The organism is Streptomyces sp. WAC03905, from assembly GCF_057371075.1.
Window position 1 is genome coordinate 2117740 of sequence record NZ_JBXYDZ010000003.1, and the last position, 13614, is coordinate 2131353.

Annotated in this window: 12 protein-coding genes; 6 read left to right on the forward strand and 6 right to left on the reverse strand. The window is 70.9% G+C overall.

Going from position 1 to position 13614, the window contains the following annotated elements; all coding sequences use genetic code 11:
- Positions 1 to 290 precede the first annotated feature (290 nt).
- Genes AC2RP6_RS11900 through AC2RP6_RS11915 form a run of 4 tightly spaced genes read left to right on the forward strand, consistent with a single transcriptional unit; the run spans position 291 to position 3669 of the window.
- Positions 291 to 767 (forward strand): helix-turn-helix domain-containing protein, encoded by a 477-nt coding sequence (locus AC2RP6_RS11900; RefSeq protein WP_486446212.1) that lies wholly within the window; start codon positions 291 to 293, stop codon positions 765 to 767.
- A 60-nt stretch (positions 768 to 827) separates the two neighbouring features.
- Entirely contained in the window at positions 828 to 1343 is a 516-nt protein-coding gene (locus AC2RP6_RS11905; protein WP_045322589.1) for a hypothetical protein, read from the forward strand.
- A complete protein-coding gene (locus AC2RP6_RS11910; protein WP_486446213.1) occupies positions 1334 to 2470 on the forward strand; it encodes an MAB_1171c family putative transporter in 1137 nt (378 codons plus the stop codon). Before AC2RP6_RS11905 ends, AC2RP6_RS11910 begins: the two co-directional genes overlap by 10 nt.
- A 14-nt stretch (positions 2471 to 2484) precedes the next feature.
- Positions 2485 to 3669: an amidohydrolase family protein gene (locus tag AC2RP6_RS11915; RefSeq protein ID WP_486446214.1), complete on the forward strand. Its 1185-nt coding sequence runs from the start codon at positions 2485 to 2487 to the stop codon at positions 3667 to 3669.
- A 39-nt stretch (positions 3670 to 3708) separates the two neighbouring features.
- Here AC2RP6_RS11915 and AC2RP6_RS11920 read toward each other — a convergent pair whose 3' ends face one another.
- Entirely contained in the window at positions 3709 to 5040 is a 1332-nt protein-coding gene (locus tag AC2RP6_RS11920; protein WP_486446215.1) for a class I SAM-dependent RNA methyltransferase, read from the reverse strand.
- 99 nt (positions 5041 to 5139) lie between these two features.
- Positions 5140 to 7194: an APC family permease gene (locus tag AC2RP6_RS11925; RefSeq protein WP_486446216.1), complete on the reverse strand. Its 2055-nt coding sequence runs from the start codon at positions 7192 to 7194 to the stop codon at positions 5140 to 5142.
- A 335-nt stretch (positions 7195 to 7529) separates the two neighbouring features.
- On the opposite strand from AC2RP6_RS11925, the gene AC2RP6_RS11930 reads away from it, so the two are divergent.
- Positions 7530 to 8198, forward strand: coding sequence for a potassium channel family protein (locus AC2RP6_RS11930; RefSeq protein ID WP_030838372.1), 669 nt, complete (start codon positions 7530 to 7532; stop codon positions 8196 to 8198).
- Positions 8195 to 8857: a potassium channel family protein gene (locus tag AC2RP6_RS11935; RefSeq protein ID WP_030650639.1), complete on the forward strand. Its 663-nt coding sequence runs from the start codon at positions 8195 to 8197 to the stop codon at positions 8855 to 8857. Before AC2RP6_RS11930 ends, AC2RP6_RS11935 begins: the two co-directional genes overlap by 4 nt.
- Before the next feature lie 190 nt (positions 8858 to 9047).
- Here AC2RP6_RS11935 and AC2RP6_RS11940 read toward each other — a convergent pair whose 3' ends face one another.
- Genes AC2RP6_RS11940 through AC2RP6_RS11955 form a run of 4 tightly spaced genes read right to left on the reverse strand, consistent with a single transcriptional unit; the run spans position 9048 to position 13583 of the window.
- The gene (locus tag AC2RP6_RS11940) at positions 9048 to 9839 is read right to left on the reverse strand and encodes a DUF3159 domain-containing protein (RefSeq protein ID WP_486446217.1); all 792 of its coding nucleotides are present in this window, start codon (positions 9837 to 9839) and stop codon (positions 9048 to 9050) included.
- Positions 9840 to 9845: 6 nt separating this feature from the next.
- Entirely contained in the window at positions 9846 to 10265 is a 420-nt protein-coding gene (locus AC2RP6_RS11945; protein WP_075971173.1) for an OB-fold nucleic acid binding domain-containing protein, read from the reverse strand.
- 25 nt (positions 10266 to 10290) lie between these two features.
- Positions 10291 to 10977, reverse strand: coding sequence for a response regulator (locus AC2RP6_RS11950; RefSeq protein ID WP_486446218.1), 687 nt, complete (start codon positions 10975 to 10977; stop codon positions 10291 to 10293).
- Positions 10974 to 13583 (reverse strand): DUF4118 domain-containing protein, encoded by a 2610-nt coding sequence (locus AC2RP6_RS11955; RefSeq protein WP_486446219.1) that lies wholly within the window; start codon positions 13581 to 13583, stop codon positions 10974 to 10976. The genes AC2RP6_RS11950 and AC2RP6_RS11955 overlap by 4 nt, the downstream gene beginning before the upstream one ends.
- Positions 13584 to 13614: the final 31 nt, after the last annotated feature.

Consider the following 13614-nt stretch of genomic DNA (forward strand, 5'->3'; position numbering starts at 1 on the left):
CGGCTCCCGGGTGGTCGGGGCGGAAGCCGAAGGCCGACACCGCCTTTCCCCTGGTCCGGCATCGACTCACGTCGATTCTTCGGTGATCTGGACCTTTCACGTCGGTCGACGGCGGGTGCAGCGGTACCGTAGCCCGGCGCTTGACGGTCTTCAACCAGCTCGGCCAGAGTAGGCGTTGCGCAGATTCACCTCAGTGGAGAATCGCAGCGATACACGTACCGGATCCCGCCCGGACCTCGCACCGGAGTGCGTGCGGGAGCCCCGCATCAGGCCCGAAGGGGGTGGACGCCGTGCCGGAGAACGCCGATCACAGCTTCGCCGACAAGCTGAACCGGCTCTTCGAAACCGTCCGGCCCGACACCACCCACGAGTACAGCAACGAGCAGGTGGCGTCGGCCATCAGGGAGACCGGCGTCTCCATCTCCCAGTCGTACATCTGGCAGTTGCGCAAGAGCCGGAAGACCAACCCGACGCTCCGTCACCTCCAGGCACTGGCCAACTTCTTCGGCGTGCCGACGGCCTACTTCGTGGACGACGAGGCGGGCGCGCGGATCGAGGAGCAGCTCTCGGCACTCGCCTCCGAGCAGGCACGGCTGCACGAGGCCGCCCAGGGCAGTGACGTGAAACTGATGGCCATGCGCGCGGGCCAGTTGTCGCAGGAACACCGCAAGCAGGTGATGGACCTGCTGGACATCGTCTACCGCCTCGAGCAAGCCGAACGCGGTGGTGCGCCGGGGGATGATGGCCGAAATCGTCCTGGATCATGACGGTGTGACCCCGTTGGATGGCAGACCAGGACGCGGGACATCCACCAGCGGAGTAGGTCCTTGAACGAACGACGGTTACGCAAGCGATGTCGCTCCGTCCTGCGCGAGCTGGGCATCACACCCCCCTTGCACGTGCCCGAGCTGTGCCGGCTCCTCGGCGAGCACCGCGGACGGCCCATCCGACTGGTCCCGTACTCCCTGCCCGTCCCCGGCCCCTACGGTCTGTGGATCGCCGGAGCCCATGCGGACTACATCTTCTTCCAGAAGGAAACCAGCCAGGCTCACCAGGACCACATCGTCCTGCACGAGGTCGGCCACATCCTCGCGGACCACGCGGGCGACCAGTCGGACGACGCCGTGTGGCAGGAGCTGCTGCCCGATCTGTCCGTCGAGGCGATCAACCGGGCGCTGAGGCGCACTTCGTACGTCGAGGAGCGCGAGCGCGAGGCCGAACTCGTCGCCACCATCATCCTCGAATGGGCCTCGGTCCTCGACCGGGTCACGCCCCGCGCCCCCGGTGACGCCTCGGTGCGCCGGGTGCACACGGCGCTGGCCGACCGGCAGGGATGGCTCTGACCGTGCTCTCCGTGGTGCTCGCCGTCGTCCTGTACGGTTCCCTGCTCTGGACGGGGAGGCAAGTCCTGCGCGACCCGTCCGACCGAATGCTCCGCGCGGTGTTCCTCTGCCTGCTGTGCGCGGGCCTCTCCTTCCCCTTCGGCGTCCCGGCCGGAGCCCGGCTCATGGACGGCCTGACCGGGGACGGCGCCGCGAAGCTGGCGCAGAACCTCTGCCTGCTGGGCACGGTCCACTTCCTCGGCTGCTTCTTCATCCACGCGGCCTCGGACCCGGCGACCGCGACCGCCCGGGTGCGGCGACAGACGGTGCCACTCGTCGCGACCGCAGCCGTGATCACGCTGGCGATGGCGCTGACCCCCGGGGTCGAGCGGAGCCACACGTACGCCACCGCCGACATGCGGGAGCCGGGCGTCGCCGTCTTCTACCTCATGGCCGGCGCCTATCTGACGTACGCCCTGACCATCGCGCTGGTGTGGACGGTGCGGTACGCCCGGCTGGCGGGCCGGCCTCTGGTGGTCGGGCTGCGGATGCTGACGGCCGCGCTGGCCGGCATGGTGCTCGCCTCCGCGGTCCGTGAGGCCGCGACACTCGTGCGCCTCCTCGGCGGGGAGGTACCGCACCCCGTGATCGTCGGGGCGAAGCTCGCCCTTGACCTCGCGATCCCGCTGTTCGTGACGGGGGTGGTCTGGCCCGGTCTCGTGACACGGTGGGCGAGCATCCGGGTGTGGTGGCACCACGGCCGCGTGTACCGCGAACTCGCCCCACTGTGGAAGGAGTTGCACGCCGCTTTCCCGGAGGACGCGCTCGGACGCACCCCGTACGACCGCTGGTGGGACGGGCTGACCCCGCGCAGCGTGCACCGCCGCTACTACCGACGCGTCATCGAGTGCCGGGACGGCCTGGTCCGGATCAGTCCCCATCTGGCGCTGATGGCGGACACCACGGTGCCCCTGGAGCCCGAGGTAGCGGCGATCCATCTGCGCACGGCTCTGCGGGCGTACGCGGCGGGCGAGGAGGCACCGTCGCGGGCGGTGCCGGTGGCGCTGCCCGACGGGGACGGCGGACTGGAAGACGACGTACGGCAATTGACGCGGATGTCCGAGGCCCTGGCGGCCTCGCGCGCGTGAGGAACGGAGCACCGTTGGGGACGGAGACGCTGATCTCGGCCGGGCTCGTGATCGTCGGGCCCCACGAGCGACCGCTGTCCGACGGAGCGGTCCTGGTCCGCGGCGGCGTGATCACGGACGTCGGGCCGCGCGCGGAGGTGGAGGCCCGCGCCCCCCTCGGCATCGCCCACCACGACCATCCGGACGGCACGCTCCTGCCCGGCCTCATCGACGCCCACGTCCACCTCGCGCTGGACGCGGGTCCCGACCCGGTCACCGCGTTGCGGGAAGCCGACGACGCCACGGTGGCCAAGGGAATGGCCCACCGGGCGCACGCCCTGCTGACATCCGGAGTCACCACCGTGCGGGACCTGGGCGACCGCAACGGTCTGGCGGTACGGCTGCGCGACACCATCGCGGCCGGCCGGCTGCCCGGCCCCCGGATCCTGGCCGCGGGCACACCCGTCACCGGCCCCGGCGGCCACTGCTGGTTCCTGGGCGGCGAGGTCTCGGGAACGGATGCCATCCGCGACCTGGTGCGCCGGAACGCGGAACTGAGCGTCGACGTCATCAAGGTGATGGCGACGGGCGGGGGCATCACCAAGGAGGGACCGCCGATCTGGTCCGCGCAGTTCACGGCGGAGGAACTGCGCGTCGTGGTGGCCGAGGCGGCCCGCGCCGGTCTCCCGGTGGCGGCCCACGCCCACGGCACCGAGGGCATCCGGGCCGCGGTCGAGGCGGGGGTGACCACGATCGAGCACTGCACCTGGATCGACCAGGACGGCTTCCGGCTGATCGACGACGTGGTCGACGAGATCGTGGCCAAGGGCATCCACGTCTGCCCGGCCGCCAGCCCCGACTGGCGAGGCTTCGCCCAGCGCTTCGGCGCCGAACGCGCCGAGACGATGTTCAGCGGGCTGCGCAGCATGCGGGAGCGGGGGGTCAGCCTGATCACGGGCACGGACGCCGGGGTGAGCCGCGCGGTCTTCGACGACTTCGTCTCCAGTCTGGAGTTCTTCGCCCACCTGGGCTGCACACCACCGGAGATCGTGGACCTGGCCACCCGGCGCACGGCCGAGGCCCTCGGCCTCACCGACACCGGAACCCTCACCCCAGGACACCGCGCGGACCTGCTGGTCGTCCGGGGCAACCCCCTGCGGGACCTCCAGGCCCTACGCGACGTACGCCTGGTGACGACTGCGGGCACGGTACACCGCTGACGCCCGACCGCAGATCAGCGTCGGCTCGGAAACTGCAAGTCAGAGCCCCTTTCCAGCAGGCTCCAGGATCGCCACGCACTCCACGTGGTGGGTCATCGGGAAGAGGTCGAAGACGCGGAGGGTGCGGGGCTTGTAGCCGGCCTCCGCGAAGTAGGCCAGGTCGCGGGCCAGGGCCGCCGGGTCGCACGCGACGTACGCGATGCGGCGGGCCGAGAGGCCCGCGACGTGGCGGACCGTCTGCTTGCCGGCGCCTGCGCGCGGGGGGTCCAGGACGACCAGGTCGCACTCCGTGATGCCGGTCTTCGGGAGGACCGTCTCGACCTTGCCCTGTTCGATGCGGACCCGGGGGAAGTCCGCCAGGTTGTGCCGGGCGTCCTCCACCGCGCGCTTCGTGGACTCGATGCCGAGGACCGCGCCCGTCTCGCCCAGGCGTTCCGCGAGGGCGCCCGCGAAGATGCCGACGCCGCAGTACAGGTCCAGGGCCATCTCGCCCTTGCGCGGCATCAGGCCCTGCATCACGGCCTTGATCAGGGTGTCCGCGGCCTGCGGGTGGACCTGCCAGAAGCCGCCCATGCCGACGCGGTACGTACGGCCGTCCGCGCGTTCCCGGACGAACGGGCGGCCGTGGACGCGGTGGACCCCGCCGTCCTTCTCCTCGACGCGCAGGACCGAGACCGGCTTGTCCAGCTCGACCAGCGGGAGGCGGCCGCCCGGGCGCGGGGTGAGGACGACCTGGCGGTCCTGGGAGCCGGAGGCGGCGATGGCCTCGACGGTGGCCATCTGGGGCCAGTCCTGCTTCTCGATGCCCAGCTCGCTGACGCCCTGCGCCGCGATCATGCAGTGGTCGATCGGCTCGATCTCGTGCGAGCGGTGCTTGCGCAGGCCGACGGTGCCGTCCTCGTCGACCGCGTACTGCACGCGCGTGCGCCACTGCGGCACCTGCCCGGCCGGCAGTTTGTCGCCCTCGGCGGGCATCACGGTGCCGTCCCAGCCGGCCTCCTCGGCCGTGAGCCCGGCGAGCCGCTTCAGCTGCTCGGCGACGACCTCGCCCTTGAGCCGGCGCTGCGCGCCCGGCTTGGCGTGCTGCCAGTCGCAGCCGCCGCACTTGCCGGGGCCGGCGTACGGGCACGGGGCCTCGACGCGGTCCTTGGAGGCGTCGAGCACGGTGATGGCGTCGGCGCGCAGGAAGCGGGAGTCGACGTCGCCCTCGGTGACCTTCGCGACGACCTTCTCGCCCGGCAGGGTGTGGCGGACGAACAGGACCCGGCCCTCGGCGGTACGGGCGATGCAGTGACCGCCGTGCGCGACGGGACCGACCTCGACCTCGTACTCCTCCCCGACCAGTGACTGCTTCTCGTTCTGCTCCGTCATGGCGGGGAGGCTCCAAGGATAAGAAAGACCAAAAAGTGAACGGCCGGACGACCGACCCACCAGTTTACGTGGATCTCGTCCGGCCGTTCACCAACCCGGTCAGCCCTTGCCGGTCGGCGCCTTCGACGGCTTCGGGGTGTCCACCGGCCCGCGGCGGACCGAGCCCGGGGCGTTCCAGTCCTGGCGCTTCTTCGCCCGCCGCTTGGCGAGCTCCGAGGACTCCAGCTGGTACGGCACCGAGGTGACCATCACACCGGGGGTGAAGAGCAGCCGGCCCTTGAGGCGCAGCGCGCTCTGGTTGTGCAGCAGGTGCTCCCACCAGCGGCCGACGACGTACTCGGGGATGTACACGCTGACCGCGTCGCGCGGGTTCTCGCTGCGCAGGCCCTTGACGTACTCGACGACCGGCCGGGTGATCTCGCGGTACGGCGAGTCGAGGATCTTGAGCGGGACGTTGATCCCGCGCCGGTCCCATTCCTCGCGCAGCGCCTTGGTCTCGGCCGTGTCCACGCTGATGCTGACCGCTTCCAGGGTGTCGGAGCGGGTGAGCTTGGCGAAGGCCAGGGCGCGCAGCGTGGGCTTGTGCACCTTGGAGACCAGGACGATCGAGTGGACGCGGGAGGGGCGCACGCTGTCGTCGCTGGGGCCCTCGGCCGCGGCGATCTCGGCGGAGACCCGGTCGTAGTGCTTCCGGATCGCCGTCATCGTGCCGTAGAAGATCACCATGCCGAGCAGGGCGACCCAGGCGCCGTGGGTGAACTTGGTGGCCAGGACGATGACCAGGACCATGCCCGTGAAGAAGGCGCCGAAGGCGTTGATCCCCCGGGAGCGGTGCATGCGGCGGCGGGCGGCGACGTCGCGCTCGGTCTTCAGGTGCCGGTTCCAGTGCCGGACCATGCCGATCTGGCTGAGCGTGAAGGACACGAACACGCCGACGATGTAGAGCTGGATCAGCTTGGTCGAGTCGGCGTCGTAGATCCAGACGAGCAGTATGGCGGCGCCGGCGAGGAGCACGATGCCGTTGGAGAAGGCGAGCCGGTCCCCGCGCGTGTGCAGCTGGCGCGGCAGGTAGCGGTCCTGCGCGAGGATCGAGCCGAGCAGCGGGAAGCCGTTGTACGCGGTGTTCGCGGCCAGGAAGAGGACGAGCGCGGTGGCGGTCGCCAGCAGGACGAAGAGGATGCTGTCGCCACCGAAGACGGCTTCGCCGACCTGGGAGATCACCGGGTCCTGGACGTACGAGGGGCCGACCGGGACACCGTCGTGCAGCAGGTCCACGGCCGGGTTCTCGGCCATGCGCACGTCGGTGGCCATGGCCAGGCCGATGATCCCGCAGAACATGGTGACGGCCAGGCCGCCCATGAGGGCGAGGGTGCTCGCGGCGTTCTTGCTCTTGGGCTTGCGGAAGGCCGGCACGCCGTTGCTGATGGCCTCGACGCCCGTCAGTGCGGCGCAGCCGGAGGAGAAGGCGCGCAGCAGGAGGAAGACCATCGCGAAGCCGGCGAGGCCCTTCTGCTCGGGCTCGATCTCGAAATCGGCCGTCGGGGCGGCCATCGTCTCGTCGAGCACGATGCCCTTCCAGGCACCCCAGGCGATCATGATGAAGACCGCGGCGACGAAGACGTAGGTCGGGATCGCGAAGAGTTTGCCCGACTCCTTCACGCCGCGCAGATTCATCAGCGTGAGAAGAAGGATCATGACGATCGCCGAGAGCACCTTGTGCTCGATGACGAAATGCACCGCCGAGCCGAGATTCTCCACACCGGAGGAAATCGACACGGCGACGGTCAGGACGTAGTCGACGAGCAGGGCGCTCGCCACGGTGAGGCCGGCCTTCGGGCCGAGGTTGGTGTTGGCCACCTCGTAGTCGCCGCCACCGCTGGGGTAGGCGTGGACGTTCTGCCGGTAGGAGGCGACCACCGTGAACATCAGCACCACGACCGCGAGGGCGATCCAGGGGCTGTACTGGTACGCGGAGACGCCCGCGATCGACAGGACCAGCAGGACCTCGCCGGGGGCGTAGGCCACCGAGGAGAGAGGGTCGGACGCGAAGACAGGAAGGGCGATCCGCTTGGGAAGGAGTGTTTCCCCGAGGCGGTCGCTGCGTAGCGCCCGGCCGATCAGGATCCGTTTGGGCACGTCGGTCAGTTTGGACACGCAGAGGATCGTAAGCGTTCGAAATCAGACTGGCGAACCTCCACCCCCTCGTACCGCAATCCCGCCGCATTTCCTCCCCGACCGCACCACGAACGCACCAGCAGTGCGCTGCGGATGCGCTGCGGATGTACTGCGGATGCGCTGCGGAGGGGCCGCGGACGCGCCGCCGGGTTCTCGGGTGGGCTCGCGCGGGCCCGGTCGCGTCCCGAGAAGCGGACAAGAGGCCTCACCCGTGACCACCCGTGTGTAGCTTGGGCCATGGTCTGAGACCCTGTTAAACCAGAGATGCAATGAGGCTGGGAACCAGCGAGTCGCTGACAGCCGGAAGGACGGCCGTGCACATCGTCATCATGGGTTGCGGAAGAGTGGGCTCCGCCCTCGCGCAAACCCTGGAACAGCAGGGTCATACGGTCGCAGTCGTCGACCAGGACCCCACCGCATTCCGCCGCCTCGGCGCCGGTTTCGGCGGCCGCCGCGTGACCGGGGTCGGCTTCGACCAGGACACCCTGCGGGAGGCGGGAATCGAGGACGCGGGTGCGTTCGCGGCCGTCAGCAGTGGTGACAATTCCAACATCATCGCCGCGCGGGTGGCCCGGGAGATGTTCGGCGTCGAGAACGTCGCCGCCCGCATCTACGACCCCAAGCGCGCCGAGGTCTACCAGCGCCTGGGCATCCCCACCGTCGCCACCGTGCGCTGGACCGCCGACCAGATGCTGCGCCGGCTGCTGCCGTCGGGCGCCGAGCCGCTATGGCGGGACCCGAGCGGCGGCGTACAGCTCGCCGAGGTGCACACCTCCCCCGCCTGGATCGGCCACAAGGTCAGCAAGATCCAGGACGAGACGGGCGTGCGTGTCGCGTTCCTCACCCGGCTGGGCGAGGCCATGCTGCCGACGTCGCAGACGGTGCTGCAGGAGGGCGACCTCGTCCACGTGATGATGCGCACGGACGAGATCGACAAGGTCGAGGCGGCTTTCGCCGAGGGGCCTGAGGAGGCACACGCATGAGGGTCGCCATCGCCGGGGCAGGCGCGGTGGGCCGCTCCATCGCGGGTGAGCTGCTGGAGAACGGCCACGAGGTGCTCCTGGTCGACAAGGCCCCGACGGCCATCTCGGTGGAGCGGGTGCCGCAGGCGGAGTGGCTGCTGGCCGACGCCTGCGAGATCACCTCGCTGGACGAGGCCGCGCTGCAGCGCTGCAACGTGGTCATCGCGGCCACCGGTGACGACAAGGTCAACCTCGTCGTCTCGCTGCTCGCGAAGACCGAGTACGGGGTACCGCGCGTGGTGGCCCGTGTGAACAACCCGAAGAACGAGTGGCTCTTCAACGAGTCGTGGGGCGTGGACGTCGCGGTGTCCACGCCGCGCCTGATGTCGGCGCTGGTCGAGGAGGCCGTGAGCGTCGGCGACCTGGTCCGGCTGCTGCGCTTCAGCCACGGCGACGCCAACCTGGTCGAGCTGACCCTGCCGGCCGACTCCTCGGTCGCCGGTACGCAGATCAGCGAGATCAGCTGGCCCGAGGACACCTCGCTGGTCACGATCATCCGCGGCAACCGGGTGCTCACGCCGCACGGCGAGGAGACACTGGAGCCGGGTGACGAGCTCCTCTTCGTGGCCGCCCAGGCCCGCGAGGAGCAGCTGGAGGACCTCCTCCAGGCCCGCCGCTGACCTGCGGTCCTGCTCGACGGACGAAGGGGGCGCACCCTGCCGGGCGCGCCCCCTTCTGGCTTCCCCGGCCCGGGGGCCGAGTGCGGTGCGGACCCCCGGGGCCCCGCAGCGGACGACGCGCAGGGGCGGGAGCGGCCTCCACGGCCGCTCCCGCCCCTGTTCCACTTCGTGTGCCGGGCTGCTCCGGCGGTCAGGCCTTGCGGTGCGAGGGGGCCTTGCGGGCCTCCTCGGCGGCTTCCTTCGCCTCCCACTCCGCGATGACGTCGATCGGCGGCGGCGCCTTCGCCAGGAAGACCCAGGTGAAGTACACCGCGAGCACCATCGGCGGCAGCTTCAGCGCGATCAGGACCCAGCCCAGCTGCGTCGCGTCGCCCCACCAGTACAGCGGGAAGAGGATCGCGTACTTGGCGAGGAAGATCAGCCCCCACGCCAGGCTCGCCTTCGTGTACGCCTTCTTGCGCCCCGGATTGCGGGTGCGCCAGGAGAGGTTCTCCTTGAAGACCGGGCCGAGGATCACGCCCAGCAGCGGGAAGCCCACCAGCGCCGAGACCGTGAAGGCCACGCCCAGGCCGACGCCGTAGATCATGCCCGGCAGGTAGAAGCCCTTCGCGCTGCCCGTGAAGAGGGCGAAGGCCACGCCCACGCCCACGCCGAAGACGCCGCTGAAGGCGTGCTTCACCGTGTCCTTGCGCAGCAGCCGCACGATCACCAGCAGCACCGCGACCGCGCCCGCCGCGATGGCGGACATCTTCACGTCCTTGTTGACCGTGTAGATCATGACGAAGAGCAGCCCGGGGAGCATCGTCTCGATGGTGCCCCGGACACCTCCGAACGCGTCGAACAGCGCCGCCTGCGTCACGGCCTTCTGGTCCGCGGACTGCTCCGCGGACTGGGCCGCGGACTGTTCCACGGGCCGTTCCGCGGACGGGCCCGCGGAGCGCTCGGCACCGGGCCCCGGGTTGGTCGGTTCGTCGAATGACATCGCCGGTTACTGCTCCTGTCCGAGCGGTCGGAGTTCGTACTTCGGGTTGAACAGCACCCGACGGCCGTGGCTCAGCGAGATCCGCCCGGAGGCGATCATGCGGCGTCCGGGCTCGATTCCCACGATCGAGCGACGCCCGAGCCAGACGACGTCCAGTGCGCCGGAGCCGTCGAACAGCTCGGCCTCCAGCGCGGGGACGCCCGCGCGCGGGCGGAGGGTGACCGTACGCAGGGTCCCGGTCACCTTGACTATCTGGCGGTCGTCGCAGTCGCAGATCCGCGTACAGCCCGCGGCTTCTGCGTCCTCCTGCAGCTCCGCGGAGTGCAGCTCCTCCTGCGAGGTCGACAGCCGCTCGATCATCCGGCGGAACCGGCCCGCCGGCCTGGCCGGCTTCGCGGGCTTCTCGGGACGCGGTTCAGCACTCATACAGGAAAGCCTACCGGCGCGCCGACTACCTCTCGAAGCGGTATCCCATGCCCGGTTCGGTGATGAAGTGCCGCGGATGCGAGGGGTCCGCCTCCAGCTTGCGCCGCAACTGGGCCATGTAGACCCGCAGGTAGTTCGTCTCGGTGCCGTAGGACGGCCCCCAGACCTCCTGCAGGAGCTGCTTCTGGCTGACCAGCTTGCCGCCGTTGCGGACCAGGACCTCCAGCAGGTGCCACTCGGTCGGCGTCAGCCGTACGTCACGCCCCTCGCGCACCGCCTTCTTGGCGGCCAGGTCCACGGTGAAGCCCTCGGTCACGACGACCACCTCGTCCCCGCCCGCACCGGCGGCCGGTTCCGCCCGGCGGACGGCGGCGCGCAGCCTGGCCAGCAGCTCGTCCATGCCGAAGGGCTTGGTGACGTAGTCGTCGGCGCCCGCGTCGAGGGCCTCCACCTTCTCGTCGGAGCTGTGCCGGGCGGAGAGGACCAGGATGGGTACGCGGGTCCAGCCGCGCAGCCCCCTGATCACCTCCACCCCGTCCATGTCCGGGAGCCCGAGGTCGAGGACGACGACGTCGGGGTGACGGGCCGCGGCGAGTTCCAGAGCGCCCGCGCCGTCGGCGGCGGCGTCGACCTCGTACTTGCGCGCCTTCAGATTGATCACGAGGGCTCGGACGATCTGCGGCTCGTCGTCCACCACGAGCACCCGGGTCATGGGGGTCCTGCCTTCTGTCGCGTCTTCATGTCGGTGTTCGCGTTGCTGTTCGCGTTGCCGTTCGCGGACGTGGTCCCGCTCGCGGTTCCCCGGCTGGTCGTGGTGCGGGGCACCGCGCGCAGGGTCAGCACCATGGTGAGCCCGCCCCCGGGAGTGTCCTCGGCGGCGAGCGTGCCGTCCATGGACTCGGTGAATCCGCGGGCGACGGCCAGCCCGAGGCCCACTCCGGCGCCGCGGGGGGCGTCCCCGTACCGCTGGAAGGGGGCGAAGATCCGGTCCTTGGCGTCGTCGGGGACCCCGGGCCCGCGGTCGACCACCCGTACCTCGACCCGGTCGCCGATGCTGCTGGCCGCCACCAGCACGGGCGTTCCCGCCGGGCTGTACTTGACGGCGTTCTCGACGACGTTGGCCACGGCCCGTTCCAGCAGCCCGGGGTCCACCGCCACCATCGGCAGCGACTCGGGCACGTCCAGCAGCACGCTGTCCTCCGGTACGCCGCCCAGCGCCATCGGGACCACCTCGTCGAGGTCGATCTCCCGGATCAGCGGGGTGACGGTCCCGGTCTGCAGCCGCGACATGTCGAGCAGGTTGCCCACCAGGTGGTCGAGGCGGTCGGCGCCGTCCTCGATACCCTCCAGCAGCTCCGCGCGGTCCTCCTCGGACCATTCCACGTCGTCGGAGCGCAGCGAGGTCACGGAGGCCTTGATGGAGGCCAGCGGCGTACGCAGGTCATGGCTGACGGCGGCCAGCAGGGCGGTCCGGATCCGGTTGCCCTCGGCCATCCGCCGGGCCTCCTCGGCCTCGCCGACCAGTCGCTGGCGGTCCAGGACCACGGCGGCCTGGGCGGCGAAGGCGCCGAGCACCCGGCGGTCCTCGGCGGGCAGGACCCGCCCGGACAGGGCCAGCGCCATGTGGTCGCCGATGGGCATGTCGACGTCGGCGTCCTCGGGCCGGGCGACCGGGCGGGGGCCGACGCAGCCGGCCCGTCTCCAGGGCTCCCGGTCGTCCGCGCGTTCCAGCAGGGCCACCGACTCCATGGCGAAGGTCTCGCGCACCCGCTCCAGCAGCGCGTCCAGGGTGGTCTCCCCGCGCAGCACGCTCCCGGCCAGGAAGGAGAGGATCTCGGACTCGGCGCGCAGCCGGGCGGCCTGGTGGGTGCGCCGGGCGGCCAGGTCCACGACCGAGGCCACCGAGACGGCCACGCCGAAGAAGACGGCGATGGCCACGATGTTCCGCGGGTCGGACACGGTGAACCGGTGCAGCGGCGGCGCGAAGTAGTAGTTCAGCAGCAGCGAGCCGACAGCGGCGGAGGCCAGGGCCGGCCAGAGTCCGCCCAGCAGGGCGGCCGCCACGGTCAGCGCCAGGAAGAGCAGCATGTCGTTGGCGATGCCGAGGTCCGCGGCGATGTGCGTGAGCAGGAGGCACAGGAGGACCGGGAAGAGCGTGCCGACGACCCAGCCGGCGAGGATCCGGCTGCGTCCGAGGCGGGCGGCGGAAGGGGCCAGGGGCAGGCCGCGGCCCTTGGCGACCTCCTCGTGCGTGACGATGTGGACGTCGAGGTCGGGTCCCGAGTCGCGGGCCACGCTCGCGCCGACGCCGGGGCCGAAGACGTACTGCCACGAGCGGCGGCGGCTGGAGCCGAGCACGATCTGGGTGGCGTTGACGCCGCGCGCGAAGGCGAGCAGGGCGTCGGGGATGTTGTCGCCGATGACATGGTGAAACGTTCCGCCCAGGTCCTCGACCAGCGTCCGCTGGACCGCGAGCTCCTTCGGCGAGGCCGCGGTCAGGCCGTCGCTGCGGGCGATGTAGACGGCGAGGATCTCGCTGCCCGAGCCCTTGGCCGCCATGCGCGAGGCGCGCCGGATCAGGGTGCGCCCCTCGGGCCCGCCGGTGAGGCCGACGACGATCCGCTCCCGCGCCTGCCAGGTCGAACGGATGCCGTGCTCGCCCCGGTACTGCTGGAGGTACTCGTCCGCGCGGTCGGCGACCCACAGCAGCGCGAGTTCGCGCAGGGCCGTGAGGTTGCCGGGCCGGAAGTAGTTGGAGAGGGCCGCGTCGACCTTCTCGGGCTTGTATATGTTCCCGTGGGCCATCCGCCGGCGCAGCGCCTGGGGTGACATGTCGACCAGCTCGACCTGGTCGGCCCGGCGGACCACCTCGTCGGGCACGGTCTCACGCTGCCGCACCCCGGTGATCGACTCGACCACGTCGCCGAGCGACTCCAGGTGCTGGATGTTGACCGTGGACACCACGTCGATGCCCGCGCGCAGCAGCTCCTCCACGTCCTGCCAGCGCTTGGCGTTGCGCGAACCGGGGACGTTGGTGTGCGCGAGTTCGTCGACGAGCGCTATCGCCGGCCGGCGTTCGAGGACCGCGTCCACGTCCATCTCGGTGAAGGACGCGCCGCGGTAGGCCAGCGTCCTGCGCTCCACCTGTTCGAGGCCGTGCAGCATGACCTCCGTGCGCGGCCGGCCGTGGTGCTCGACGAAGCCGACGACGCAGTCCGCGCCCCGCTCCACCCTGCGGTGCCCCTCGGAGAGCATCGCGTAGGTCTTGCCCACACCGGGCGCCGCGCCGAGGTAGATCCTGAGCTTGCCGCGTCCCATGGGCTCATTCTCGGGGACGTCCGGTCGGCGC